The following is a 24,507-nucleotide window of genomic DNA, read 5'->3' on the forward strand; positions in this document are numbered from 1 at the left end:
TCGCCGTTATGGTAAATATTCCTGCTACATTATGTCGATTTGAAGGTGTTTTGAGAGGGTTTTTGCACCGGAATCATATCCTGGGTTTATTTTATTTTCATAGCAAAAAGTTTCGCCTGGCAAACCAGGAAATGGCGCGATTTTGAGGATTTTTTAGTTTGCCAACGAATATGGGATAAGTGGGCAAAGGGTTTCGTTATCATAATAACACTAATGGTTGTTATATTTTCGTTTGGAAATTGGGCGACAAAATACCCACACGACCTATCTACTGGATCAGGGGATACCCAGAAAAGCGTTTCACAGCAGGGGGGGTTCCCCAAACAGTATTAGTACTTCCAAAAAAGTCAATGAAGGAAAAGAAATTTTACCAACAAAAATGGAAGCTATAGAGGCATTTAATGCCGCTCATCATTTCTATAACGATTCATATGGATTAGTACCAGACGAAGTTGCTATAAAAAGATGGAGAGAAGGTATACGGCAAATTGTTGAAAGTTTCCCGCCAAACTGGAAGGCAGGCTTATTGGTTGTAAGATCTACTTTACCAAACAATCATTTTGACGTTTCTTATTATCCTCTTATTAAAACACAGAGTGGATACCTGGTTGGCGAGTACTACCTTCGTGGTGTAAAAATATATGAAGTAAACTGGGAAAATATTTATCGAGATGGTAGATTCCCAGTATGCAAGGCCCAAGAAAGCCCCATAGCTATTTGGAGAACTTCAGCATTTTGGAAGGAGGAAGGAAAATTATGGGATGAACACTTTTGGGTTAAACATGGAGCTTTTAATGATCCAGAACTTGTGGGATGTGATTGGTTACCCCTCAATTAATTTGTTAAACCAAAATTGTGGGGAATCTAACTGCTATATAAATGGGGACGCCATAATGCGTAACAGGGCCACCCCCACATAGCAGGTGGCGCTCGCCGTTTTTCGCCTAATATCCCACCCACTTAGACCACTGGCCGATGTTAGGTATCCTGGAATGGTGCTCGTAGCAGTTTCTAGCCGGGAAGATCATCAGGAAAATCCCTCTCCAACTGCCGCTGTTCTTCCGCAGTAATATTTATCTGGATGGCGTTCTGGACATTAGCACGGTTACCGCCGCTCAAATCCAGCCCAGCCACCTTTAACACCAGTTTGGCCGCCTCCAGGTCGCCACCCAGGGCCATGTCCACTACCACCCGCATCACCTGTGGCGATGCGTCAACGGCTTCGGCAACAATTAGCTGCCGTCTTTCCTCCAGGACCTCATTGCTTGGCAACCGCTGGCCGCTCTTTGAGGCCACAGGGAGGCCGCTTTTCTTCGCCATCATTACCGCCTCCTTCCCCACTAAGCAGCAACCCGGCAAGCTCCAGCATGAGCCTGGCCGCTGTTGCGTTGCCCTGTTTCGCTTCGGTTGCCAGGGTGTCAATTATCGCCGGGACTTCCCGGATACACCTCCAGCGGGCGTAATCCAGCAGCTTCATTCGCTATTCCCCCCTTTCGCCAGGACTTTTGCAGCCTGTCTCGAAAACCACTTGAACCAGCCTTCAGGTTTCCTGGGTTGCCGCACCTTGCCGCTTTCCTTCCAGGCCCGGTAAGCCAGGGCCAGGCACTTGCGGCAGGCGAAGCCGTCACCTTCAGGCGGCAGGTAGAGGCGAGGTGTTTTCCGGCCACAGATGGGGCATAGGAACCACCGAATGTAACCACCGTGGGCATTACCCTTGTACGGCAATTTAACACGCTCGACGGCCTGCCCCATGCCTGGTCCCCACAGTAACCCAACACATTCCGGCGTAGCCACAATACCGACAGTCACTCCATTTTTGTGGAGCCGGAATCGCCCCCGCGCCGGTATATCGCTAACTGTTAACCTTAAGCAGTCCCCTACGGTTAACAATAGGCATTATATCAGTAAACTGGTCTAAATCCGGTGTATGGATTTTACCCATAGCCTCCAGGGCCTCCGCTTCTAGAACACGGCGAGTTTGACGCGGGTCGTCAGCCAGCTCCAACATCAACAGTCTGGTGGCTAACTCACCTTCGACACCCCTAACCGATGTAGTAACCAAACCGGTCGGACCATCTTTGACAATTTTACGTGGCCGCAAGCCGTTGGCAGTTTTTTTCACTACCTCATAGGCCAGGCGATTGCCCCATGCCAGTTCACGGATTATCGTGCCGCCGATACCGTCCGAATGTAAACCCGCTGCTTCGGCTACGACAACCATCCGGTGAGCGAAATTTTCATCCGAATAAATAAAAGCCCGCTCACTGGAAGCGGTCAATTTGTAATATGCACTTTCTGGAAACATCTGTAAAACGCTAGATTATTTCCGGCGGTAAGGACCCGCATAGTTCCCGGATTTCTTCCAAAGCTTCGTCACCGTCGAGGCCAGCAACTGCCTCTAAAAAGTCTAACGGCCACCCCGCGCCGCACCCGGCCCGGCAGAGCCAGTACCCGGACCAGCGGTTGAAGGAGAAGGAAGGCCGTTGGTCGTCATGGAGGGGGCAGCACCCATCCATCCAGCCGTCGTCGCGCTCACTAAGCGGGCCGCCGTTCGCGCCGCTGACGTAAGCCTCATACAACGGTGCCCAGTCGAACTTATTTGCGTTATCTCTCTTTGTTAGTTTGATGACATCGCCCATTTTCCATACCTCCCCAGGATTGTTTTAGTCGCCTTAACTACCTGTTAAGTGTCCTTCGCCATGCTTCATACTGGTTTTCAAGCCTCTCGACGTCAAACCCAAGTCTCCCTAACACCTCCCGCAAGCTCCGTGGAATCCTGGAAGGGAAACCGCGCAGGGTCGCCCCCAACAAATAATAATTCACTCCCCATTCAACTGCTAACGACTTGCGGCTCTTACCCGTACTTTTGATGACTGCTTCAATTGGATTGCCCATAGTCTTTCCACTCCTTCCATCAGTTGTTAATTTTGGCATCTTGCCTTTACACCCCCAAAATTAAAGCCCCTGGTTTCAGGGGCTTGAGATTTTTAATATTATTTTTTGACCACTATCATTATAACATGGAAAAAACAAGTAATTGCAATATGCAGCATCTTAACATTTCATTAACAACCATATTTTTCATCCGCATATCCTGTCTCCTTTCCTCAATAGCATAATAACACAGAAAAACAAGTAGTTGTGGCGCCACCGCATCTTAACATTTCCTTAATGTCAACCTTACTCCTTTCCTCAATACCATATTACTATAGAAAAAGCAAGTAATTCAGGTCCTGCACTTCTTAACATTCCCTTAACATTACCAATTACAGCTTTATTCTTCATCCGCGTGTTCTCCGACAGGTAATTCTTTTACCAATATCATTATAACATGGGAAAAACAAGTAATTGTCTTGGACAGCATCTTAACAATCTCTTAACCTCCACACTACCGGTTACCGTTGCAACACCACCCGGATCACAGCAATCTCAGGCCTTATAGAGCCTCTGTTTTAGGCCTTTGTGTAATAGAGGCACCAGGAAATTCTTAAATAATGGCGAAAAATAATGTTAGAGGAGGGGTGTAAAATGCCGGGGTCAAGACGTTTGGGAAGATGTTTAGGTAGTGTAACTCTTCGTAATAATTATGAGGTTTATGAAGCGGCTAATATACCTAGCACATTCATCTTAAGACAATACAGCAAGAGCCAGGTTTTCGAGGAACTTGTTTCAGGTAAAAATGTGGAGATGATGTATAAATTATTAAAAGGGCGCATAGTTACGATTGACGAGGTGATGATGGAAATTGAACAAAATCCAGTTCCTGGGCTTAGTTTTTATAGTTACCAAGAATGGAAAAGGCGTTATGAAATCCAGGATATTTTAATAGTTTTATGCGTCTTAGGTTTGGCCTCTGTGGAAAAGCAGGGACGTGGGTTCATATATTGGGTACGTGCTGGCCTCAGTGAAAAAGTAACCAACAAGTAATATTTTCAAGAACCTAATTACACCTCCCCTTGCCGGGGAGTTACGGCCAGGAGGTTTGACTGCTATTTGACTGCTAAACCAGGTAAACACCACGGGCAAAATGGACGTATTACACACCCCCAAAACCCGTGAAGCCTTGAAAACTGGACACTCCCGGATTGGCAGGTACTGGCAAAGAAAGACTTCGTGGAACTTAAAATCTCGTGGACCTTTGGTCCGTGCGGGTTCAAGTCCCGCCTCTCGCACCAGGAAAATCAAGGCCTGCTGGCCTTTTTTCTTTTTACAGCAACCGAATTACATCACCCGAAATGGGCCGCTACAAAAACAAAACCCCTGGTCTATCCAGACTAATAAAAAAGCCCCCCAAGCCGTGGTTAACCCGCAGGCCTGGGGGCTTCTCTTATTCCTTCAACCGCCTAAAGGTTTTTACTCTGATCATTTTGACCAGCTTTGTTTTTTGCGGTTACTGTCTTTATTTTTACTGCTTATTTTATACCCTTTGTACCCTTGCTCCCGTGGGGGCCCGGCTCTATTAAACCTTTTCGCCCGGACGGGTTCTTCTGGTATTAATTGTACAGGAGTGGCATCCTGTTCCCTGGTCAGCAATTTTAAAGCGGCGGCAATCAGGGTGACCGAATCGGTTTCCGCCAATAAATCCTCAGCCAAGCCCCGGTATTGCTCAACTTCCGCGGTTTCCGTCGCCTGGAGCAGCTTTTCCATGGCCACCCGCTGCTGGCCTTTAAGGAACTCGGTCAAGGTAGGAACGGACTGACGTACTATTTTCCGCCGTATCATGTTCTCAATCGACTTGAGAAGCCCCATCTCTCGCGGGGTAACAAAGGTCAGGGCCTGGCCAGACCGGCCGATGCGCCCGGTTCGGCCGATGCGATGCACGTAACCCTCCGGGTCCTGGGGGATATCAAAGTTATAGACATGGGTGACTCCGGTAATATCCAGTCCCCGGGCCGCTACATCAGTCGCTACCAGGATCTCGATAGCACCCTCCCGGAACTGCCGGATTACACTCTCCCTTTTCGCTTGGGTCAAATCACCATGGATGGCTTCCACTGAATAGCCGCGTTTACTTAAAGCCCCGGCCAGTTCATCCACCCGGCGCTTGGTGCGGCAAAAAACAATCGCCAGGTCCGGCGCCTGAATATCCAACAGGCGACAGAGGACCTCAAATTTTTGTTTCTCCTGGAGCTCGATGTAGCTCTGTTCGGTGTTGGGTACCGTGACCTCTCGAGCCGAGATACGAATAGTTTCCGGGGCTTGCATGAACCTCTGCGCCAGGTTCTGGATCGGTAGGGGTATGGTGGCCGAAAACAACATGGTTTGGCGTTCCCCGGGGATCTCCCGGAGGATGGCTTCAATGTCTTCAATAAAACCCATGTTAAGCATTTCATCGGCCTCATCAAGAACCACGATTTCAATATCATGAAGGTGTATTGTTCGCCGCCGCAGGTGATCAAGCAAGCGGCCCGGCGTCCCTACAATAATCTGGGGTCTTTTCTTCAAAGCCTTGATCTGCCGGTTAATATCCTGCCCACCATAAATAGGTAAGGTGCGGATACCCTTGAATTGCCCAATGCGGTTCAACTCCTCGGCCACCTGCACCGCTAGTTCCCGGGTAGGGGTAACCACAATTCCCTTGATTTGTTCCGCATCGACTGCTATTCTTTCCACCATGGGTATGCCGTAGGCCGCCGTTTTTCCGGTACCGGTTTGAGCCTGGCCAATTAAGTCTCTTCCGGCCAGGGCACCCGGGATAGTCTGCATCTGGATGGGCGTCGGTTCTTCAAACCCCATATTCGTGATTGCCTGCAGGACCGGTTGCCCCAATCCTAGTTCTGTAAAAGTTACCAAAAAATATTATCTCCTTTGCTGAGGGTATAACCCTTTTTCTTGATATACCCTGCCTTATTATAACCCAAAAATAAACTCCTCTACCCGTTAGTAGAGGAGTTGCCTCGCCTTAATTAGTAACGGTTGTTGTTTTTGCTAAAGCAATCTCGGCAATACACCGGGCGATCGCCGCGGGGACGAAACGGCACTTCCGTTTCCGCTCCGCAGGCGGCGCAGGTTGCCTTGTACATCTCTCTGGGTCCACGGTTATCCCCACGGCTAAAGCCGTTGCCGTTCCGCTTGCGGGCGGCGCGGCACTGGGGACAGCGACCGGGTTCATTGGTAAAACCTTTCTCGGCATAAAACTCCTGTTCAGAAGCCGAGAAAAAAAATTCGGTGCCACAGTCGCGGCAGGTAAGGGTTTTGTCTTCGTACATAATGAAATCCTCCTCAAATTTTTTGCTCCAATGGTTCAGGGAATTCAATTTATCTCCCTTCACCAGAAAAGCATTGAGAAGGATAAATAAATTTGATCCTACCAGACCAATTGATAAGCTAATGTTTATTATAACCCACCTTTAACCAAAGGTAAAGTATTATTTTGAAACAATTTTTATGCTGGTCGAGGGCCCTAGCGATTTTATTTCTCTCCATTGAGCTCGAATGAAATAATAAAGGCCCGCCACTGTAAATGAGGCCAGGGCGTATTCCAGGGGTGGACCGGCTACCAGGACGACGGCGTTTTCGGGACAGGTGGCTAATGACTACAGGTACCGGGGGTTACAAACGTTGGTGCATCTTTAAACCAGGATTTCCATATACTCCGTCAACTACTTTTATCTGCCCCTGGCAGGCAAGCGGTGGGATTGATTGCTCACGCTGGAGTACTAATAAGTTATCTTTTCCGCTCCTCCCGCAGTAACCACATACGTGTCCTCCACCCCAACGCTGCCGAGCCCCGGGAAGACAAACTTAGGTTCCAGGGCGAAGACCATGCCCTCGGCCAGGACTATCCGGTCCCCCCGGGCGATTACCGGCCACTCGTTCAGCTCTAGACCGACGCCGTGACCGATATAGGTTACCTGCTGGCCATAGCCCATAAAGTGCTCCGGCAAACCGGCCCGGGCGGCCAGGTTCACGGCCAGGTCATAGAGCTCGCCGGCCGTTACCCCGGGCCGGGCGCTTTCCGCCACTCGGCCAGCAATTTCCAGGGCCACGTCCTGGGCCCGGCGTAAAGCTGCCGGCACCTCCTTGCTCAGGTAAATCCTGGTCTGATCAACGGTGTAGTCGCCGTAAACCCCGGCGTAGTCGATGAGAAGGGGCTCCCCTTTTTCCCAGACGTGCTGGCTGGCTCCCATAGGGTACAGGGGGGAAAGGCCCAGGCCGGCCAGGGGCAGGTTGAAGCAAGAAGTCCGGGCGGAATTGGCCCCGGCGGCCACCAGACCGGGACCCATGCCCTGCTCCTGGCCCCGGAAGTGTTTCGCCCCCTGGTGGCCCAGACGGCGGGCGTAGCCTTCGAACTCGGCGGCAATGACCAGTTCCGTCATCCCCGGCCGGATCCAGTCACTTATGTAGCGAAATACCTCGGCGTGCCTGGTGGCCGACCACTGCAGGGCCTCCAGTTCAACCGCCGATTTGACCATCCGCTGCCGCCGCAATACCTGGCCGACGTCGACCCACTGAACGCCGGGCAAAAGGGCCTCATAGCGGCGAAAGAGGTGCAAGGGTATCACGTCCAGCTCCAGGCCCAAACGCCGCATCCCCGTATACCCGGCTTCCGTCAGGAGACCGGGTAGATCCTTAAAAGTGCCCAGAGTCATAACCTGCCACGCCGCTTCCTCCCGGGCCCGCTCGTAGTCCCGGTAAGCCAGGAGCAGTGGCTCCCCGGCTGCCGGGACAAAGAAGTGACAGCTCTGGGCCGTGCCCGTTAAGTAATATAGGTCAACTGTCTGGTAGATAATCGCGCCGTCGAGTTCCAGGTCCTGCAGGGATTCCTGCAAGCACCCCAGGCGATTTTTATATTCTATATCTTCCGGCCTGGCCATAGAAAAATAGCCTCCTTAGGCAAACTCTTATACCCATACTAGCTAGAAAGATATACAAAAACTCCTTCCTGCTCTATGCCCAGAAAGGAGTTTTTTGCTGGTGCCTCAGGGCGGAATCGAACCGCCGACACGAGGATTTTCAGTCCTCTGCTCTACCAACTGAGCTACCGAGGCATAAATGGCGGAGCCGACGGGAGTTGAACCCGCGATCTTCGGCGTGACAGGCCGACATGTTAGACCACTACACTACGGCTCCGTTTATGGTGGGCAGTGGCAGGTTTGAACTGCCGACCCCCTGCTTGTAAGGCAGGTGCTCTCCCGCTGAGCTAACCGCCCTCATGTACCTGCCGCAAAAGTTATTATAGCATGGTACCAGGGGGGAAGTCAAATATTTTTTCCTCCCCAGGCCAGGAGGGCTTCGCGGAGGATCTTAGCCGCCAGGATGGCGGTGATAGCGCTTTGATCGTAAGCCGGGCAGACCTCCACCAGGTCAAAGGCGACTACATTGGCATCCTGGAGAAGCTGGATGGCTTTAAAGATCTCCCCCGGTGAGCAGCCCCCAGGTTCGGGGGTGCCGGTACCGGGGGCGTAGGCCGGGTCGATTATGTCGATATCAATGGTTACATACAAGGGCCGCCGGCCCAGCTCCGGCACCAGCTTTGTCAGGGGCGACGTGATGACATCCAGGAAGAAGTTCGTCTCTCCCTGGCCGTAGGCGAATTCCCCCCAGGTACCGGAGCGAATACCGAACTGGTAGAGGTTACCGGGGCCGATTTCCTCCGCCACCAAGCGCATGACGGTGGCGTGGGAGAGCCTTTCCCCCAGGTATTCCTCCCGCAGGTCGGCATGGGCGTCGAAGTGGAGGACGGCCAGTTCGGGGTAGTACCGGTGGGCAGCTCGGATGAGGGGGTAGCTGACTAAATGCTCGCCCCCCAGGAAGAATGGCTGCTTGCCGGCGGTGAAAATAGCGGCCGCAGCGGCCGCCATCTGCTCCAAACCGGCCTCCACCCGGCCCGGTGTCAGATCCAGGTCGCCGGCGTCGTAAAAGGGAACCTGGCCCAATTCCCGCCGCAGGTAAGGGCTGTACTCCTCCAGAACCTCGGACACCTCGCGGATAGCCCGGGGACCCCAGCGGGTGCCAGGCCGGAAGCTGGTGGTGGCATCAAAAGGGATGCCGGCCAGGACCGCCCGGGCTGCTGCAAAGTCGTCAGTACTGGCCAGGAAGACCTGGCCCCTGGTAAACCCCTCGATGGTGCCGTATATACTTTGGGCGTCTGACATCAATCTTCCTCCGGAAATAGGGTTCTAACAAAAGTGGATGCTTGTGGTAAGCATTTAGTCACGGGCTTGGGGGTAGAGGCTTCAGGCTCCGTGGTTCTCGGCGAGCAAACTTGGCGCTCGACCTCGCCTAAAACTTTTCTTCCTCTGGCGCCTCCAGGAACTCCTGGACGAAGGGCGGCAGCGAGAAGGCGGCCTGGTGAATGGTTGGGGTATAGTAGCGGGTCGTTATCTGGGGGGCCTGGCGCCAGTCGATCCGCAAAGGATCATATTCTTTACTTCCCAGGCTGAAGGACCAGAGGCCGCCCGGATAGGTTGGCACCGTGGTCAGGTAGAGCCTGGCAAGGGGGAAGATCTCCTGCAGGTCGCGCTGGATGCGGCGGATGAGCTTGCCGTTAAAAAGCGGGGATTCCGTTTGGGCGACGAAGATGCCTTCCGGTTTCAGGGCCCGGTGGACATTACGGTAAAATTCAGTGCTAAAAAGGCCCACTGCCGGCCCGATGGGATCGGTGGAATCGACGATAATCACGTCATAAGTATTCTCCCGCTGGCGGACGTGTTCGATGCCGTCTTCAAAACGGATCTCCACCCGGGCGTCGTCCAGACCGCAAGCGATCTCTGGCAGGTACTCCCGGGCATTGGCCACCACCCGGGCGTCAATCTCCACCAGGGTAACCTTTTCAATAGTAGGGTGTTTGACAATCTCCCGGACGACGCCGCCGTCGCCACCGCCGATGACCAGGGCTGTCCGGGGCCGACGGTGGGTATTCAGGGGTACGTGGGCGATCATCTCATGGTAAAAGAATTCGTCTTTAACGGTCGTCTGGATAATATTATCCAGCAGGAGCATGCGGCCGTAAGCTCCCGTATCCACGACAGCCAGCTCCTGGTAAGGGGTCTTTTCATGGTGCAGGGTTTGCTGCAGGCGTACGGAAATCGCCAGGTCCGGCGTCTGCAGTTCCGAAAACCAGATACCACGCAAAAGCAATCTCTCCTTTCTCCAGGGTGTAGTTTACCAAAGATCGCCCCTTCCTACAAGTTCCCTAACTTGCCAGCAACCGTTAAATAATCCCCATTACCGCCTGGGCGATGCTGACGTTATGGATATTCAAACGCAGGAGCTGGTTGATGAGGTCCATATGGACAGAGGTAGTCTCCAGACTGAGGCGGTTTTCCCGCTGCAGGCGCTGGAAATGGGAGTAACGCAGATTTTTCTCCAGGCGCAGGATCTCCGGGTGGCCGCGGATGACCCGGGCGGCCAGGTGGCGATCGTTGCCGGCGAAGGCCTCCAGGGCGGCGGTGAAGTTCTCCTGGACCTTGGTGAACATCTCCTGGATTTCAGCCTGCCCTTCGGGGGAAAACTCGACGCCGCTGTTCTCGATCTTGCGCCACTGGCGGGCCATCTCGACGGTAACGTCACCGATATGCTCCAGGTCATTGGCGATATATAGGAGCCGGGTCTGGGCCAGCATCTGTTCCTCGCTCAGGTTATCCCGGTTCATATGGGCCAGGTAACGGGCAATGGCCGTGTAAAGGTAATCCAGGATGGCGTCTGTACGGCGCAGCTTCTCTACCAGGTCCACCTCCCGCCGGGCCAGGGGTTGCATGACCCGGGGGAACATCTCCTGCCGGATAATCCCGGCCATGCGCAGGAGCTCCTGGGTCACCCCGGCCAGGGCGAGCTCCGGTAGATCGAGGAGGGTGTTGTCCAGGTATTTGGCTACCTTCTCTTCTTCCGGGGCATTGGGCAGCAGCCTTTCCATCAGGCGGCCCACCCGGGGGGTAAAGGGGATAAAGATAAGCATGTTGATAATGTTGAACAGGGTGTGGCCGTTGGCCACCTGGCGGGCAAGATCCGGCGAGGTCTGGCGCGCCAGGCCGGCATAGAGGCCGAGAAAGGGCAGGAAAAGGAGGACCCCGGCCAGTTTAAAAAAGAAATGGGCCAGGGCCACCCGCTTGGCTTCCCGGGAAAGGGCGATACTGGAGATGAGGGCTGTGGCCGTAGTGCCCAGGTTAGCGCCCAGGACCAGGGCCAGGGCTGGTTGCAGGGCCAGGCTGCCCTGGGCTGCCAGGGTCATAGCCACCACCACCGGTGCGGCGCTGCCCTGGACAATGGCCGTAAAGAGGGTCGCCGCTACCATCATCACCCAGGGGTGGGCTGCCAGGCGGTCCAGGGTAGCGGTAAATTCCGGCAGGTTATCCAGGGGAGCGATGGCCGTACCCATAAGGGCGGCGCCATAAAAAATAAGGCCAAACCCGAGGATGGCCTGGCCCAGGTAACGCCAGCGCAGGCGCCGGGCGGCAAGGTAAGGGATGAGGCCGACAACCACTGCCCAGAGGGCATAATCGCTCAGGCGAAAGGCAATGAGCTGGGCTGTCAGGGTCGAGCCGATGGCGGCCCCCAGGATGACTCCCAGAGCCTGACCCAGGCTCATAAGGCCGGCGCTGACGAAACCCACCAGGAGCACCGTGGTGACGGCGCTGGTTTGTAGGAATATCGTAACCACCAGCCCGGCCAGCATACCGTAGAAGCGATTCCTGGTCACCGCCCCCAGGAGCTGCTGTACCTGGCGGGCAGACGCCTTTTGCAGGCCGGTGCTGATTAGATTCATGCCGTAAAGGAAAAGGGCCAGCCCGCCCAGGAGACCGGTGGTAACGGCGAAAATCAATCTTTGACCTCCATTTACTATCTACTTTGTTAGGGTGTCTTGCCTGTGATGGGGAGGATATTGGCTCCGGGTTCCGTAGTTTACGATTGACGGCGTTCTATCCCTAAATAGCTCCAAATTTGGGTACCATCAGAACCTAGGTCCGGTTCGGCGCCCGCCGCCGTTAACCGCCGGTACTTTTTCAGTCCATTTTATTAAGTCTCCCCAGGAGGTAGGTTTCTCCGGCGGTAACGGTACCACCATTACTTTTTCCCCGGTGGGATGATCTTTTGGGGCCCCTGCCTTTCTCTAAAGGCCCGGCGCTCACCGGTCTCCCGGTAAACCGCCATCTCAGCTATGTTGACGGCGTGGTCGGCAATGCGCTCCAGGTAACGGGCCACCAGGGCCAGGTAACTAGCCTGGTCGACGTACTCTGGCCCCTTTTTCATGTAGGCTACCAATTCATCATAAAGGGCCTCAAAAAGGCGGTCAACGACATCGTCGGCCTTCACCACCTCCCGGGCTATCTCCAGGTTGCGCTCGACCAGGGCCTGGAGGCTCCGGCGGAGCATGGACCGGGCCAGGTCGCTCATATGGGGAATATCCACCAGGGGCTTGAAATAGGGTCCCAGTTTAGCCAGGCGCCCGGCCACCTCGGCGATGTTGACGGCATAGTCGCCGATGCGCTCTAGCTCCCTGCTTACCCGCATGACTGTAGCCAGAGTGCGCAGGTCATCCCCGGTGGGCTGCTGCAGGGAGATGAGATCCAGGGAGGACATTTCGATATCGTGGGCCAGATCATCGGCCCCGTCGTCACCCGCCACCACCTGTTGCGCCAATACCCGGTCCTGATCCTTCAGGGCCTTTAAGGCCTGATCCAGCTGGTTGGCCACGTATTCCCCCATCTGCAGGATGTTTTGCTGCAATTCCAGGAGGGCCCGGTCGTAGGCGTTGAGTATCCGGTTCATCTGCTTTCCCCCGCAGGTCTTTACATATTCTTAACAACTATTATATGCCTATTACCTCGGGGATTAAAGGTAAGGGGCCTAAAACCAGGAGCTGGATTTATGGCCGACGTAAGCGGCCGGCGGGAGCCAGGATCTTGATCTCAATCAAATCCACCAATCCGGCGGCGTCGTCCAGGTCGTAGCAGGGGGCGTCGATTGCCAGGGGCTCGTCGGTAGCCACGGCCAGTAGTTCGTCTGCCGTACAGAGGAGTTCCCCTCCTACCGCCTGCCGGTGGACTTCGATCTTGGGCTTATCCCCGCGCTTGTAGCCCTCGGTGATGATGAGGTCGACGTTCTGGATACGGCCGGCAATGGCATCCAGGGGTAATTCAGCAGCCACCTTTTCAATAAAGGCTACCTTGGCCGGTGAGGAGATGACGACCACATCGGCCCCGGCTTCGGCATGGCGCCAGGTATCCTTGCCGGGGCGGTCAATATCAAAGCCATGAGTGTCGTGCTTGACGGTAGCCACCCGGTAGCCCCGCCGCTTTAATTCCGGCAGGAGCTTGATTAACAGTGTCGTCTTGCCGGCGTCGGACTTACCGACTACGGAGATAACTGGAATAGCGCTTGGCATACGAAGACCTCCCCTTCCGCAAGTAGGTATTGCAGGATGAGCAATTAGCCCATAAAAATGACCGTCACTGCTTCTCCCGGTAATGGAATGCAACCCGGGGGGACGTCGATGAGGGCGTTGGCGCTGATGGCGGCGCGGATGCCCCCCGGGCGGCGGGACAGAGGTGCCGCCTCCCAGCCGGCCGCTGTGGCCCGAACCCGGGCCCATATAAAGGATCGTTCAGTCCGGATCTTATCCAGGGCTGACGTCAGGACCGCCGGAAAGACAGCCGGCGCAGCTTCCCGGCCGCCGAGGGCCTTGATAACCGGTACTGCCAGGAGATAGCAGGCCACCAGGGCGGCCGGAGGATTGCCGGGAAGACCCAGGAGGAGTTTAGCCCCCTGGCGAGCGGCTATGACCCGCCGGCCAGGGCGGATAGCGACCTCGGTAAACATGACCTCACCCCCGGCGGCGGCAAAAGCCGCTGCCGTCAGGTCCCGGGCACTGCCACCGGCGCCCCCGGTGGTCAGGAGCAGGTCGGCTTCTGCCAGGGCCTCCTGGTACAGCCGGACCTGCTCTTCCAGGTCATCGGCTACCGGCCCCACTGGTAACACCTCCCCCCCGGCGGCCGTGACCGCCGCCGCCAGGGCGTAAAAATTGCTGTTATAAATCCGGGGTGCCTCCCCCTGCTCAGGGGCCGGGGCTCCGTTTAGAGCCAGGAGCTCACTGCCGCTGCCGGCTACGGCGACAACCGGCCGGCGATAGACCGTCACCTGTGCCAGGCCCAGGGCCGCTAGGAGCCCCACCTCTGCCGGGCCCAGGCAGGTACCGGCAGCCAGGACCTCTTCCCCGGCCCTGACCTCCGCCCCGACCGGCTCCAGGTATTTCCCTACCGCCGGTTGCGGCGCCCGGATTAGCCCGCCCTGAACCTCAACCTGTTCCCGGGGGATGATGGCTACCGTGCCCTCAGGGGGCCGGGCACCGGTAAAAATGGTCGCCGCCGTGCCGGGGCCCAGGCTCACTGTCATCTTGCTGCCTGCTGCTATGGTAGCCGCTACCCGGTAGGCAAGCCATGGTTCACGGGTGTCCCTCTCCCTAGGGGAGTCCGGGTGATCTAAATTTGGGGCAGCAGGTCCGCCCGGCCCAGGAACAACATCGCTCCCCCCATTAATCGGGAGTGGCCCCAAGGCGTAGCCGTCCACCAGGGAACGAGGAAAAGGTGGGAAGGGCTGTGGCGCCACCACCGGTGCGGCCAGTACCCGGCCTGCAGCCTTCTTCAGCTCTATTTTCACCTTTCCCGGCGGTTTTAACCCACTTAAAAGAAGGCGTTGCGCCTCCTCCAGGCTTAAGGGCGCGGCCATATTAATTCTCCCCCCCACCCCGGGGGGAACCTTTCTGCCCAGCATCCGCTTGTTGCGCCAGGGTCTGGTGGGATGGGGGCTTCTCCCTGAGACGGTAGCGCGCCCGGGCCAGGTCAGCGGGGGTATTGATATTAAAAAAGACCTCCTCCGGGTCGTTCAAGCCCCGGTCTTTTAGGCGGTCAACGTCAATATACTGTACCCGCACCCGGGGGTAAAAGGCAAAGGCCTGATATTTACCTTTTTTTAAGCAGGCCTCAATGGGCGGTAGGCAGCCACGGGAATAGACGGCGTGCAAGGGCTGCAGGTACTCACCCCGCCGGGGAACAACAGCGTCATAGCCCGGCACCCGGTCCAGGAGATAACTGATTAAGGCCGGGTCCAGGAAAGGCATGTCGCAGGCAACGATAAAATTATGCCAGTAAGGTGAAGCCAGGAGGCCGGCATGAAAGCCACTCAGGGGCCCCCGCCCGGGAATGACATCCCGTACCAGGCGGGCCCCTAAATCCTGATACAACTCTGGGGTGTTTGTAACAACTATAATCTCAGCAAATAACGGCCGCAGGGCGGCTACCACCGTGGCCAGGAGGGATTTATCCCGCAGGGGCAACAAGGCTTTGTTGGTGCCCATACGGGTACTCTTCCCCCCGGCCAGAACGATCCCCCCTGCCGGCGGCAGGTTAGCAGGCACTTTCCCGGTCACCCTTTTCCAGTTCTTGCTGTTCTTGATTATACTTAATTCCAGCCGGTATTACAACTATTATTCCGGCAAAAGGTGCAGGGCTTCCTTCTTCAGGGAAATCATGACCCGGCTGCCGGGGGCCAGGCATTCCCGCTGGAAGACATGGCGCGGCACCAGCATCTCAATATCATAGGCGTCATCAGGGTGCAGCCGCAGGAAGACGCGGCAGGTATGGACCTCCGGTACTACTGTCGTCACCTCCACCGCAAAAACATTCTCCCGTACCGGCCGGCCCAAACTCCGGCCGGGCCGGATCAGCATCACGTCCTCCGGCCGGATGCCGAAGGCCACCCTTTGCCCCATCTCCAGGGGGGCGTAGGGCATTTGCACCTGGAACTTCTCCCCGGCTACCTGCAAGGTATCGCCCTCCCGGTCCGCGGCCAGGACCCGGCCGGTCCAGAGGTTGCGAAAGCCGACAAAACGGGCCACCCGCCGGTTGCCGGGGTGGTAAAAGACCTCTTCCCTGCTGCCGGCCTGGAGCACGCGGCCGTTATCCAGGACGGCTATCCGGTCCCCCAGCATATAGGCCTCCTCCAGATCGTGGGTCACCAGGATCATGGGGACGCGGAAGGAGCGGCGCACGGCCAGCAGGTCGTAACGCAGCCGCGCCCGGATCAGGTTGTCCAGGGCGGCAAAGGGCTCGTCCAGGAGGAGGAGCCGCGGCCGGTTGAAAAGGGCCCGGGCCAGGGCCACCCGTTGCTGCTGGCCGCCGGAGAGCTCCCCGGGCCGGCGCTGCGCCAGCCCCTGCAGACGGAGGAGGGCCAGGAGCTCCTCTAGGCGAGCCGACCTTTCCCCGGGAGCCAGCCCGGCCGGTGCCCCGTAGGTGATATTATGGCCCACATCCAGGTGGGGAAAGAGGCCCGGGCGCTGCAGGCAGTAACCGATACCGCGGTGGTAAGGGGGCAGGTTCACCGCTTTCCGCCCCTCTTCCCGGCGGAAAAAAACTACCTCGCTACAAGTAATGCAGCCGTAATCGGGAGTCACCAGGCCGGCGATCATATTGAGGATGGTAGATTTGCCGGCTCCGGAGGGACCCAGGAGGACCAGAATCTCTTCCCCCATGGTTAACTCAACTTGGACCTGGAAATCGCCCCGGGTCTTAGCAACATTAAGGGTGAGGATAGCCTTCACCCCCCGGAGCAACCTTCTTTACCGCCATGAGCACGGCAAAGGAAACCAGGACCAGGAGAGCGGCCATGACCAGGGCGGCCTCCAGGTTGCTGTCCATGGCCATATAGATGGCCAGGGGCAGGGTCTGGGTAATCCCCGGCATATTGCCGGCGAACATAATGGTGGCGCCGAACTCCCCCAGAGCCCGGGCCCAGGCCATGATGGCCCCGTTGAACAGGGCCGGGAAGGCCAGGGGCAGAGTCACCCGGAAGAAGGTTTGTAGGGGGGTTTTACCCAGGGTCAGGGAGATAGCCTCCAGGGAGGTATCCACGGCGGCGAAACCGTTGCGGGCCGTCTTCAGGAAAAAGGGGGCACTGACAAAGATCTGGGCCAGGATGACTGCCACCGTGGTAAAGGGCAGGGAGATCCCCCATCCCGCCAGCAGGGACCCCAGGAGGCCGCGACGGCCGAAAGCCATCAGCAGGGCCACCCCGGCCACAGCCGGCGGCAGCACCATGGGCAGATCCAGAAGGGTATCGATGACCACCCGGCCGGGAAAGCTGCGCCGGGCCAGAAAATAGGCCAAGGGCGTGCCCAGGAGGATAGTGACGGCGGTGGCCGCCAGGGTCGTCAGGCCGCTAAGCTGCAGGGCCTGCAGGACCACTGGCAACCTGATGGTGGTGCCAAACCGCTGCCAGCTGATGTTCAGGAAGATGCTGGCCACCGGCAGGAGAATATAGAGGATGAAAACAAGGCCGGCCAAAGCCGGCAAGAAATTTAGGCGTTTCACGGTGGCTCCTCCGGAAATAGGGTTCTGCCAAAAATGGATATGACTGGCATTATTACTTCAGGGCTGGCCTCTACCTCTACCTGCATTTTCCTCTTTCGGGTGGCGGCTCGCCGCCATGGAAGGGGCTTGGCGGGAAATGGATCCCTAGCTCCCTTTGGTGACTGGCAGGAAGCCATATTTAGTCAGGATCTTCTGGCCGCCGGGCCCGGTGATCAGGTTTACCAGTTCCCGGGCCAGGGCGGCCTGTTTGGAACCCTTAACTACAGCGATGGGGTAGGTAGCCTGGACATTGGCTTCCTGGGGAAAGGGTATGGTAGCCAGCTTATCCCGGTAAGATGAATTAATGTCGGTGACGTAAACAATGCCGGCATCGGCTTCCCCCAGGGCTACCTTGGCCACCACCTGGCGGACAGTGGTTTCCTCGGAGACCACCCTTTTTTCTACCTGTTGGGAATAGCCGCTACCATAGAGACTATCCAACTTTTGCAGGGCCTGGCGGCTGTATTTGCCAATGGGGACATCCGGCGCCGCCAGGTCCAGTTTACCTTTGGTAGCCAGATCGGCGGCGCTTTTAATACCGGCCGGGTTGTTTTTAGGAACAATGATGGTCAGGGTATTGGCCGTAAAATCCACCGGTTGTTCCACCAGGCCCTTGGCGACCAACTCCTGCATGTATTTTTGGTCGGCTGAGGCAAAAATATCGGCCGTCATGCCCTGCTCAATCTGGGTCCGCAGTTGCTGGGAGCCGCCGAAATTAAATTTGACGGTAACGCCGGGGTGGGCCTGCTCGAAGGCCCGGCCGATCTCGCTAAAGGCGTCCGTTAGGGAGGCCGCGGCAAAGACCACCAGCTGCCCGCCTGGTTGTGGTCCTTGCTGTCCGCCTGCTTGGTTCTGGCTGCTCCCGGCCTGGCGGCAGCCGGCCAGGACCAGGGCGGCGATTATTATGGTCGCTAGCAAAATAATGCTGCGCCGGAGTTTTAGCATCTCAGTCGCCTCCATGTCAAGTTCTGATTCCTCCATTAAGGCAAGTGCCGCCTAACAGGCGGAGGCGGCCTGCAGCCGCCGGGGTAACTAAAAAAGCCCGGCTCGCAAAGGATACCGGGACTTCTTCGTCGAAAAGCCACCTGGAATCTCCTTTCCGAGCAAAGGGAGGCAGGCCCGTTTCCCGGCCCACCCCGTGGGTGCTTGAACCCAGGCCGGCGTACCATGGGCGCAACCTTTAGGTGCCGCCGGCTCGGAGATGGTTATCAGTTTTAAGTTAATAATACTTGTTCCAATACCGGGCGTCAAGCCCCTGGCTAGCCTTTATTCCCCGGCCCCCGGGGTGGATGGTCGGCCGCGAAATTGACGAAGGCTTCAGCGGCCGGGCTCAGATCCGCACGGCGCCGGACCAGGTACAGGTCGCGTTTTAAATCTACCCCCTGCAGCATCACTACGGCCAGGTGGCCCAGCTGGACGCTCTTTTCCACGGCCCAAGAGGTCACCAGGGAGATACCCAGGCCGGCCTCGACGGCGCTGACAATTGCTTCAGTGCTCCCCAGTTCCATGACGATTTGTTCCGGGTCGATGGTAAAGCCTGCTGTCGCCAGGCGCTCTTCCACCACGCGGCGGGTTCCGGAGCCGGATTCCCGCCAAACCAGGGGCTCACCCTTCAATTCCGTGGGCGATACGGCAGTCGCCCCGGCCAGGCGATGCCCCGGTGGGACGATCAGGACCAGTTCATCGCTCGTCAGACGGCTGTAAGAGAGGTTGCGGCCCCGGCCGCTGGCGCCCACCACCCCCAGATCGATCTCTCCCGCCTGCAGGCGCTGCACCACTTCCTGGGTGTCGGCAATGGTCAGGACGACCTCTACCCGGGGGTATTCCCGGCGAAAGGCACCGATGAGCCGCGGCAGGACATACTGCCCAGGCGTGGTGCTGGCCCCCAGGAGGAGGCGGCCCCGCACCAGCCGGGTGAGTTCTGCCAGCTCCCGCCGGGTTTGCTTCAAATGACTGGCAATAACGCGGGCGTGGCGGTAGCAGATCTCCCCGGCAGCCGTCAACCGCACCTCCCGGCCACGGCGCTCCAGAAGGCGCAGGCCAAAGTATTCTTCCAGGGCTTGGAGTTGCTTGCTCACCGCCGGCTGGGTCAGGTGCAATTCTTCGGCCGCTGCGGACAGGGTTCCCTTTTCGACGGTGCTGATGAAGGTCAATAAATGGTTGAAGTTCATTATTGAGATCCCCTGATGAATAGTGTTTGCAAAGCCCCGGGTTCCCAGGATGGTCCTTCTATCTCTAGCGCATAAAGGGCCTGAGTGGAACCAAGACTAAAGGCGAGGTGGTATTATGAGTATACAGGCTTTGACCAGGGTGGCCATTATTGGCACAGGCTATGTCGGCGCCAGCACGGCCTTTGCCCTCCTTTTCAGTCCCCTGGTCAAGGAACTGGTCCTGGTGGACGTCAACCACGCCAAGGCCGAGGGTGAGGCCATGGACCTGGCCCACGCGGCGACCCTCATCCGGCCGGTGGAGGTCTATGCCGGCCGCACGGCCGACTGTGCCGGCGCCCGAATTGTAATCTTTACAGCCGGTGCCAACCAGCAGCCCGGTGAGACCCGCCTGGATCTGGTGCACCGCAACACGGCCATTGTCCGCCAGGCCCTGCCTGAGATTCTCCATTATTGTCCCGACGCCCTGGTCCTGATGGTGGCCAATCCGGTGGACGTCCTCACCTATGTAGCCTGGAAAATCTCCGGTTTGCCGGATAATAAGGTGTTAGGCTCGGGTACAGTCCTGGACAGCGCCCGTTTCCGTCACCTGCTGAGCCACCATTACCGCTTTGATCCCCGCAATATCCATGCCTACGTTATCGGCGAGCACGGCGATACCGAGGTACCGGTCTGGAGCCTGGCCAATATAGCCGGCGTCGGTCTGGAAGAATTCTACCTGATGGATAGTATCAAAGAAGAAGAGGCCTTCCGGGTGGAGATCAGCCACCAGGTCCGGGAGGCGGCCTATGAGATCATCGAGCGTAAAGGGGTGACCTCCTACGGGGTGGCCCTGGCCCTGAGCCGGATAACTGAGAGTATCCTCAGAAATGAGCATAGTGTCCTGACCATTTCCAGCGTCATCCGGGAGCTCTATGGCATCGACGGCGAAGTCGCCCTGAGCCTGCCCTGCCTGGTGGGCAGCGCAGGCCGGGAAAAGATCCTGCCTATTCCCCTGGGAGCCGGGGAGAAAGCCGCCCTACAACACTCGGCGACCACCCTGCAACAGCTCATCGCCCATTTACATCTATAATTTTCCCGCTGCCTTTTTACAGGGTACCGGCTGGGCACAGGGCGGCCCTGCCTGATGCTTACCGCCGTTAGAGCTTTAATGGCTGCGCTTGTATAGCTGGATAAAGTTAAGGATAAACCGCAGTTCTGCTTCGCTGCAGTTACAAATCAGCCGCAGGACCGACTGGACCTGGGGTTCCATGAGGAGCTGACGGATCTCAGGGCTCATCTGGTTTAGCACCTCATCGACCCCGGCGTCTTCAGCGATAAAGTAGCAGGGGGAAATATCTAGGACCGACCCCACTTTCTCCAGGGTTTTTAACGAGGGCTGCACCTTGCCCTGTTCAATCTGGCCGATAAGACCGGCCGAAACGCCGGCGGCTCGGGCCAGCTCGGCCTGGGTCAGGCCCCGCTCCTCCCGCGCCAGGCGCATTTTATGGCCTAGGGAACCGCCGGTGCCAATGACCAAACTCAAGGGAACTTCCAGGGCCGCGGTAATTTTTCTCAGGGTGTCAATGGCGGGGTAGACATTACCCCGCTCAATCTCACTCAAGTAAGAGACAGAGATCCCGGCCGCTTCAGCCAGGGCGTTTAAATTTTTTCCGGACCGCTCCCGCAGGAGGCGGATCCTCTCCCCCGGCGCCAGGCCGCCTTCACTGCCGACCTCAATGAGCTGTTCCCGGGGCAGGTTTAAGGCCCTGGCCACCTTGTCCAAGGTTTTTAAAGAGGGCCTTTTGGCGCCGCGCTCAATCTCACTCAGGTAAGAAACTGAAACCTCTGCCCGCTGCGCCAGGTCCTGCAGGGAATAACCTCGTTCCTCCCGCAGTTCCCGGATGCGTTTGCCACAAATGCGCATTCTTTTTCGCTCCCCTGAACCACATCTTACGCCAACTATAGTATTACTAAATCGAGTATAGGTGAAAGGTTTGGAGCTGTCAAGCTTCATATTTTTCTAAAAAAGTCAGTCCATTACGGTTAGGGCAGGGGCCGACAGCCCCTGGTCCCCGACCCTGGCAAAAAAATTACAAGAGGTCCCGCAGCAAGCTATCCAGCTCCCCCGGACCCAAGGGGCCGTTTTTGACCCGGCGGAGGAGCCCCTGGCGGTCAATGATAAAGGTGGTAGGGATACCGCTGACGCCATAGGCATCGGCCACGTTGCTGCCTTCATCCAGGAGAACCATATAGTTATGGGGTTTAGCACCCAGGAAGGCGTTGATCTTTTCCAGGGTCTCGCGCTGCATGATATTGACCGCCAGGACCTTCACCCCCCGGGGAGCCAGCCTCCCGGCCGCGGCATCGAGCTCATCCATCTCAGCTACGCAGTACGGGCACCAGGTGGCCCAAAAATTTAATACTACGACTTGACCTTTCAGGCTCGCCAGGCTCACCTGGCTGCCGTCCAGGGCCGGTAGGGTAAAATCCGGCGCATGGACCTGATCGCCCCGGCGGGGCAGGAAAAAGGATAGGGCCAGGACGGCGACCATCACCAGGATAATTAGGGCCGGTACCCGCCATTTCGGTTGCATTATTATTTCCTCCTTTAAACTTTTGCTAAACTATTGCGTTCAAGCGGCCGAAAAAGACCAGCAAACCCATAACAACAAGGATTAACCCGCTAACCAGGGATATTTGCGGCAGATAACGGGAAAACTTCCGCAAGGAGCGTAAAACCGGCCCCAGGGCCAGGGCAGCTGCCAGGAAGGGCAACGCCAGCCCCAGGGAATAGACGGCCAGGAGAAGCATACCCTGGAGGAGGGTGGCCTGGCTGCCGGCATAAATCAAAATTGAGGCCAGGACGGGGCCGATGCAGGGAGTCCAGCCGGCGGCAAAGGCCATCCCCAGGAGAAAGGAAGCGGCCGCCCCGGGAGTGCGGGGCCGGAGTTCCCACCTTTTCTCCCTGGCCAGGAGGGGTAGACGGCCAATTCCGGCCACCTGCAAACCGAATAATATGATTAAGATTCCCCCCAGGCGGTTTACCACCGGCCGGTAGGCCTGAAGGAGGTAACCCAGCCCCCCGGCCGAGGCCCCTAGGATGATGAAAATAAGGGCAAAGCCGGCTGTAAAGAGGGCCGCCCGCCCGGCTAAAAAAGAGCGATCCAGATCCTGGACCCGACCATCGGCGGCGGCGGAACCACCCAGGTAAGTAAAATAAGCCGGCAGCAGGGGTAGAATGCAGGGGGAAAAGAAGGAGATCAGGCCAGCCAGAAAGGCCACGGCCAGGGATACTTCAGCCACCAGGTATCACCTCTGTTTGATTATACTGTTTTACCATTTCGCCGTCAATATGTGCTTTTATAATGTAGTATGGCTCTATCTGGCCTGCCCCTAAAGGCCGTGCCGGCGCCTGCTGGAGAAACAGTTATTTAGCGCCCGAAATGACGACTCGGGGCCCCGTAGATTCCCTCCTGGGCCTTATAACAGGACTTTCCGTCCTTGTACCGCCGCTGTAACCAATTGGTGGAAGCCAGGGGCGATGCTATAATTGGATGCGGTAAGGGATTACCTGATTGGGGGAACAAGTATGGATTGGGAAACGATAAGTACGGCCCAGATTCTGTATTTAATTACCGTCGGTTTTTATTTGCTCTTTTTCGGCCTCTTCCTGAGGTATTTCTACTGGAAGTGGTATGCCGCCAAGTATCACTGGCGCCAGCGCCTGCCCCTGGACGCCGCCAAGGTCCAGCAGCTAGCGGCCGCGAAGGGTCTGGAAATCCCCTTCTTTACCATTATGGTCCCGGCCCGTAACGAGGCCGAAGTAATTGCCAACACCATCGACCACCTGGCTTCCCTGAACTACCCAAATGAGCGCTATGAAATCATGGTAATCACCGATGAAAAAGAGGCCCTGGCCCGGGCCGAAGGCCAGGGGGACGGTCCCACCACCATGGAGGTAGTCGAGGCGAAAATCCAGGAATTCGCCGGCCGTCCGGGGATGCCCCAGCTCAAGCACTGCACCGTCCCTTATGACTTTGACGGCCGCTACCGGGGCTCCCGGCGAGGGCACAGCATCTCCTCCACCAAAGGCCGGGCCCTGAACTACGGCCTGGAGTTCGTCGACCCGCGGACTACCATTTGCGGTTTCTATGACGCCGAGAGCCATCCCGAGGCTGATGTCCTCCTTTACATAGCCTGGTCGTGGCTCCAGGACCCGCGGGAACGCATCTGGCAAGGACCGGTGTTCCAGGTGCGCAATTTCTACCAGCTGGGTATTATCACCAAAATTGCAGCCATCTACCAGGCCATTTCCCACGAAATCTACCTGCCCATATTGATGAAAAAGCTCCCCTTCGTGGGTGGGACCAACCTCTTTGTTGACCGGCATCTCCTGGAGCGGATCGGTGGTTATGACCACCGCGCCCTGACCGAAGATCTGGAACTAGGGGTCCGGGCCTACCTGGCGTCAGGAGTTTGGGCCGAGTATTTCCCCTACTTCAGTACGGAGCAGACCCCGGCGACCCTCTATGCCTTTTTCCGCCAGCGCCTGCGCTGGGGGAGCGGTCACCTGCAAGTCTGCGAAAAATTCCGCTACGCTTACCAGTATGCCTGGGATAAAAGGGGCCTCCTCCTCCACAACCTTTTCTGGAAGGGTCCCGGTGAGTGGCTCCTTTACCAGGGAGCCGTCCTAGTACCCCTATCCATTGTGATCCTGGGAATGAACGGTGGCCTTGATCCGTCTATTGTGCCCTTTAAGATCCGCCTGGTCCTGCACTACCTGGTATTCATCTATTTTGCCTTTACCTTTTATGCCTATGCCCACTTCCACCGCTTAATGGCACCGGTTAACTGGTGGCAGCAATTCGTCGGGTTTTTGCAGCTTCTCGCCCTACCCTTTGCCAGTTTCTTTTTGCCGTTACCCTATACGGCGGCTTCCATCATGAAAGCCCTGAACCGCCAGCCCCAGTCCTGGGTGAAGACGCCGCGAACCAAAGAGGCCACCCACTAAA

26 protein-coding genes, 3 tRNA genes and 1 riboswitch are annotated in these 24,507 nt (G+C 57.0%); of the genes, 4 read left to right on the top strand and 25 right to left on the bottom strand.

The features are described 5' to 3' along the window. Window positions 1-232: 232 nt before the first annotated feature. Window positions 233-838: a hypothetical protein gene (locus SDD30_RS14995; RefSeq protein ID WP_434075745.1), complete on the top strand. Its 606-nt coding sequence runs from the start codon at window positions 233-235 to the stop codon at window positions 836-838. Between the two features lie 173 nt (window positions 839-1,011). Here the strand turns inward: SDD30_RS14995 and SDD30_RS15000 are convergent, their stop codons facing one another. The 5 genes from SDD30_RS15000 to SDD30_RS15020 are packed head-to-tail and all read right to left on the bottom strand — an operon-like array spanning window position 1,012 to window position 2,639. After that, entirely contained in the window at window positions 1,012-1,272 is a 261-nt protein-coding gene (locus SDD30_RS15000; RefSeq protein ID WP_434075746.1) for a hypothetical protein, read from the bottom strand. Then, on the bottom strand, window positions 1,259-1,477 hold the full coding sequence (locus tag SDD30_RS15005; RefSeq protein ID WP_434075747.1) for a hypothetical protein: 219 nt from the start codon (window positions 1,475-1,477) through the stop codon (window positions 1,259-1,261). The genes SDD30_RS15000 and SDD30_RS15005 overlap by 14 nt, the downstream gene beginning before the upstream one ends. Continuing rightward, window positions 1,474-1,794: a hypothetical protein gene (locus SDD30_RS15010; protein ID WP_434075748.1), complete on the bottom strand. Its 321-nt coding sequence runs from the start codon at window positions 1,792-1,794 to the stop codon at window positions 1,474-1,476. Before SDD30_RS15010 ends, SDD30_RS15005 begins: the two co-directional genes overlap by 4 nt. A 58-nt stretch (window positions 1,795-1,852) precedes the next feature. Then, window positions 1,853-2,278, bottom strand: a complete 426-nt coding sequence (locus SDD30_RS15015; RefSeq protein WP_434075749.1) for a hypothetical protein — start codon at window positions 2,276-2,278, stop codon at window positions 1,853-1,855. Window positions 2,279-2,315: 37 nt separating this feature from the next. Further along, complete coding sequence (locus SDD30_RS15020; protein WP_434075750.1) at window positions 2,316-2,639, bottom strand: CHC2 zinc finger domain-containing protein; 324 nt, start codon at window positions 2,637-2,639, stop codon at window positions 2,316-2,318. Between the two features lie 889 nt (window positions 2,640-3,528). Here SDD30_RS15020 and SDD30_RS15025 point away from each other — a divergent pair. Continuing rightward, window positions 3,529-3,927, top strand: a complete 399-nt coding sequence (locus tag SDD30_RS15025; protein ID WP_434075751.1) for a hypothetical protein — start codon at window positions 3,529-3,531, stop codon at window positions 3,925-3,927. A 435-nt stretch (window positions 3,928-4,362) separates the two neighbouring features. Here SDD30_RS15025 and cshA read toward each other — a convergent pair whose 3' ends face one another. The 17 genes from cshA to SDD30_RS15110 form a co-directional block, all read right to left on the bottom strand. Next, a complete protein-coding gene (gene cshA, locus SDD30_RS15030; RefSeq protein WP_434075752.1) occupies window positions 4,363-5,793 on the bottom strand; it encodes a degradosome RNA helicase CshA in 1,431 nt (476 codons plus the stop codon). A 113-nt stretch (window positions 5,794-5,906) separates the two neighbouring features. Further along, complete coding sequence (locus SDD30_RS15035; protein ID WP_434075753.1) at window positions 5,907-6,209, bottom strand: zinc-ribbon domain containing protein; 303 nt, start codon at window positions 6,207-6,209, stop codon at window positions 5,907-5,909. Window positions 6,210-6,659: 450 nt separating this feature from the next. After that, complete coding sequence (locus SDD30_RS15040; protein ID WP_434075754.1) at window positions 6,660-7,817, bottom strand: M24 family metallopeptidase; 1,158 nt, start codon at window positions 7,815-7,817, stop codon at window positions 6,660-6,662. Between the two features lie 98 nt (window positions 7,818-7,915). Then, window positions 7,916-7,991 (bottom strand) — tRNA-Phe (locus SDD30_RS15045). Window positions 7,992-7,996: 5 nt separating this feature from the next. Then, window positions 7,997-8,073: transfer RNA gene (locus tag SDD30_RS15050), tRNA-Asp, on the bottom strand. 5 nt (window positions 8,074-8,078) lie between these two features. Continuing rightward, window positions 8,079-8,153 (bottom strand) — tRNA-Val (locus SDD30_RS15055). 48 nt (window positions 8,154-8,201) lie between these two features. After that, entirely contained in the window at window positions 8,202-9,098 is an 897-nt protein-coding gene (gene speB / locus SDD30_RS15060) for an agmatinase (protein ID WP_434075755.1), read from the bottom strand. Between the two features lie 127 nt (window positions 9,099-9,225). Continuing rightward, on the bottom strand, window positions 9,226-10,077 hold the full coding sequence (speE, locus tag SDD30_RS15065; RefSeq protein ID WP_434075756.1) for a polyamine aminopropyltransferase: 852 nt from the start codon (window positions 10,075-10,077) through the stop codon (window positions 9,226-9,228). 79 nt (window positions 10,078-10,156) lie between these two features. Then, window positions 10,157-11,764, bottom strand: a complete 1,608-nt coding sequence (locus SDD30_RS15070; protein WP_434075757.1) for a Na/Pi cotransporter family protein — start codon at window positions 11,762-11,764, stop codon at window positions 10,157-10,159. A 242-nt stretch (window positions 11,765-12,006) separates the two neighbouring features. Then, entirely contained in the window at window positions 12,007-12,711 is a 705-nt protein-coding gene (gene phoU, locus SDD30_RS15075) for a phosphate signaling complex protein PhoU (RefSeq protein WP_434075758.1), read from the bottom strand. Window positions 12,712-12,808: 97 nt separating this feature from the next. Beyond that, window positions 12,809-13,327 carry a molybdopterin-guanine dinucleotide biosynthesis protein B gene (mobB, locus tag SDD30_RS15080; RefSeq protein ID WP_434075759.1) on the bottom strand — a complete coding sequence of 173 codons (519 nt, stop codon included), beginning with the start codon at window positions 13,325-13,327 and terminating at the stop codon, window positions 12,809-12,811. Between the two features lie 44 nt (window positions 13,328-13,371). Continuing rightward, window positions 13,372-14,667, bottom strand: a complete 1,296-nt coding sequence (locus SDD30_RS15085) for a molybdopterin molybdotransferase MoeA (protein ID WP_434075760.1) — start codon at window positions 14,665-14,667, stop codon at window positions 13,372-13,374. A gap of 1 nt (window position 14,668) precedes the next feature. Continuing rightward, window positions 14,669-15,355: a molybdenum cofactor guanylyltransferase gene (mobA, locus tag SDD30_RS15090; protein ID WP_434075761.1), complete on the bottom strand. Its 687-nt coding sequence runs from the start codon at window positions 15,353-15,355 to the stop codon at window positions 14,669-14,671. A gap of 69 nt (window positions 15,356-15,424) precedes the next feature. Further along, entirely contained in the window at window positions 15,425-16,537 is a 1,113-nt protein-coding gene (locus SDD30_RS15095) for an ABC transporter ATP-binding protein (protein WP_434075762.1), read from the bottom strand. Further along, a complete protein-coding gene (locus SDD30_RS15100) occupies window positions 16,515-17,306 on the bottom strand; it encodes an ABC transporter permease (RefSeq protein ID WP_434075763.1) in 792 nt (263 codons plus the stop codon). The genes SDD30_RS15095 and SDD30_RS15100 overlap by 23 nt, the downstream gene beginning before the upstream one ends. Window positions 17,307-17,450: 144 nt before the next feature. Continuing rightward, window positions 17,451-18,290 carry a molybdate ABC transporter substrate-binding protein gene (modA, locus tag SDD30_RS15105; protein ID WP_434075764.1) on the bottom strand — a complete coding sequence of 280 codons (840 nt, stop codon included), beginning with the start codon at window positions 18,288-18,290 and terminating at the stop codon, window positions 17,451-17,453. Between the two features lie 131 nt (window positions 18,291-18,421). Further along, a riboswitch (molybdenum cofactor riboswitch) is annotated at window positions 18,422-18,558 on the bottom strand. 46 nt (window positions 18,559-18,604) lie between these two features. Next, window positions 18,605-19,516 (bottom strand): selenium metabolism-associated LysR family transcriptional regulator, encoded by a 912-nt coding sequence (locus tag SDD30_RS15110; protein WP_434075765.1) that lies wholly within the window; start codon window positions 19,514-19,516, stop codon window positions 18,605-18,607. Window positions 19,517-19,631: 115 nt separating this feature from the next. Here SDD30_RS15110 and SDD30_RS15115 point away from each other — a divergent pair, with 115 nt between their 5' ends. Then, the gene (locus SDD30_RS15115) at window positions 19,632-20,585 is read left to right on the top strand and encodes an L-lactate dehydrogenase (RefSeq protein WP_434075766.1); all 954 of its coding nucleotides are present in this window, start codon (window positions 19,632-19,634) and stop codon (window positions 20,583-20,585) included. A 75-nt stretch (window positions 20,586-20,660) separates the two neighbouring features. Here the strand turns inward: SDD30_RS15115 and SDD30_RS15120 are convergent, their stop codons facing one another. The 3 genes from SDD30_RS15120 to SDD30_RS15130 all read right to left on the bottom strand — a co-directional run bounded on the left by SDD30_RS15120 (window position 20,661) and on the right by SDD30_RS15130 (window position 22,798). After that, window positions 20,661-21,419, bottom strand: coding sequence for a helix-turn-helix domain-containing protein (locus SDD30_RS15120; protein WP_434075767.1), 759 nt, complete (start codon window positions 21,417-21,419; stop codon window positions 20,661-20,663). Window positions 21,420-21,585: 166 nt separating this feature from the next. Beyond that, on the bottom strand, window positions 21,586-22,089 hold the full coding sequence (locus SDD30_RS15125) for a peroxiredoxin family protein (RefSeq protein WP_434075768.1): 504 nt from the start codon (window positions 22,087-22,089) through the stop codon (window positions 21,586-21,588). Between the two features lie 25 nt (window positions 22,090-22,114). Then, window positions 22,115-22,798 carry a cytochrome c biogenesis CcdA family protein gene (locus SDD30_RS15130; RefSeq protein WP_434075769.1) on the bottom strand — a complete coding sequence of 228 codons (684 nt, stop codon included), beginning with the start codon at window positions 22,796-22,798 and terminating at the stop codon, window positions 22,115-22,117. A 286-nt stretch (window positions 22,799-23,084) separates the two neighbouring features. Between SDD30_RS15130 and SDD30_RS15135 the strand changes: the two genes are divergently transcribed. Further along, entirely contained in the window at window positions 23,085-24,506 is a 1,422-nt protein-coding gene (locus SDD30_RS15135) for a glycosyltransferase family 2 protein (RefSeq protein ID WP_434075770.1), read from the top strand. Window position 24,507 lies beyond the last annotated feature (1 nt).

It is taken from the genome of Moorella naiadis (nom. illeg.), from assembly GCF_051020825.1.
GTDB lineage: Bacteria > Bacillota > DSM-521 > Neomoorellales > Neomoorellaceae > Neomoorella > Neomoorella naiadis.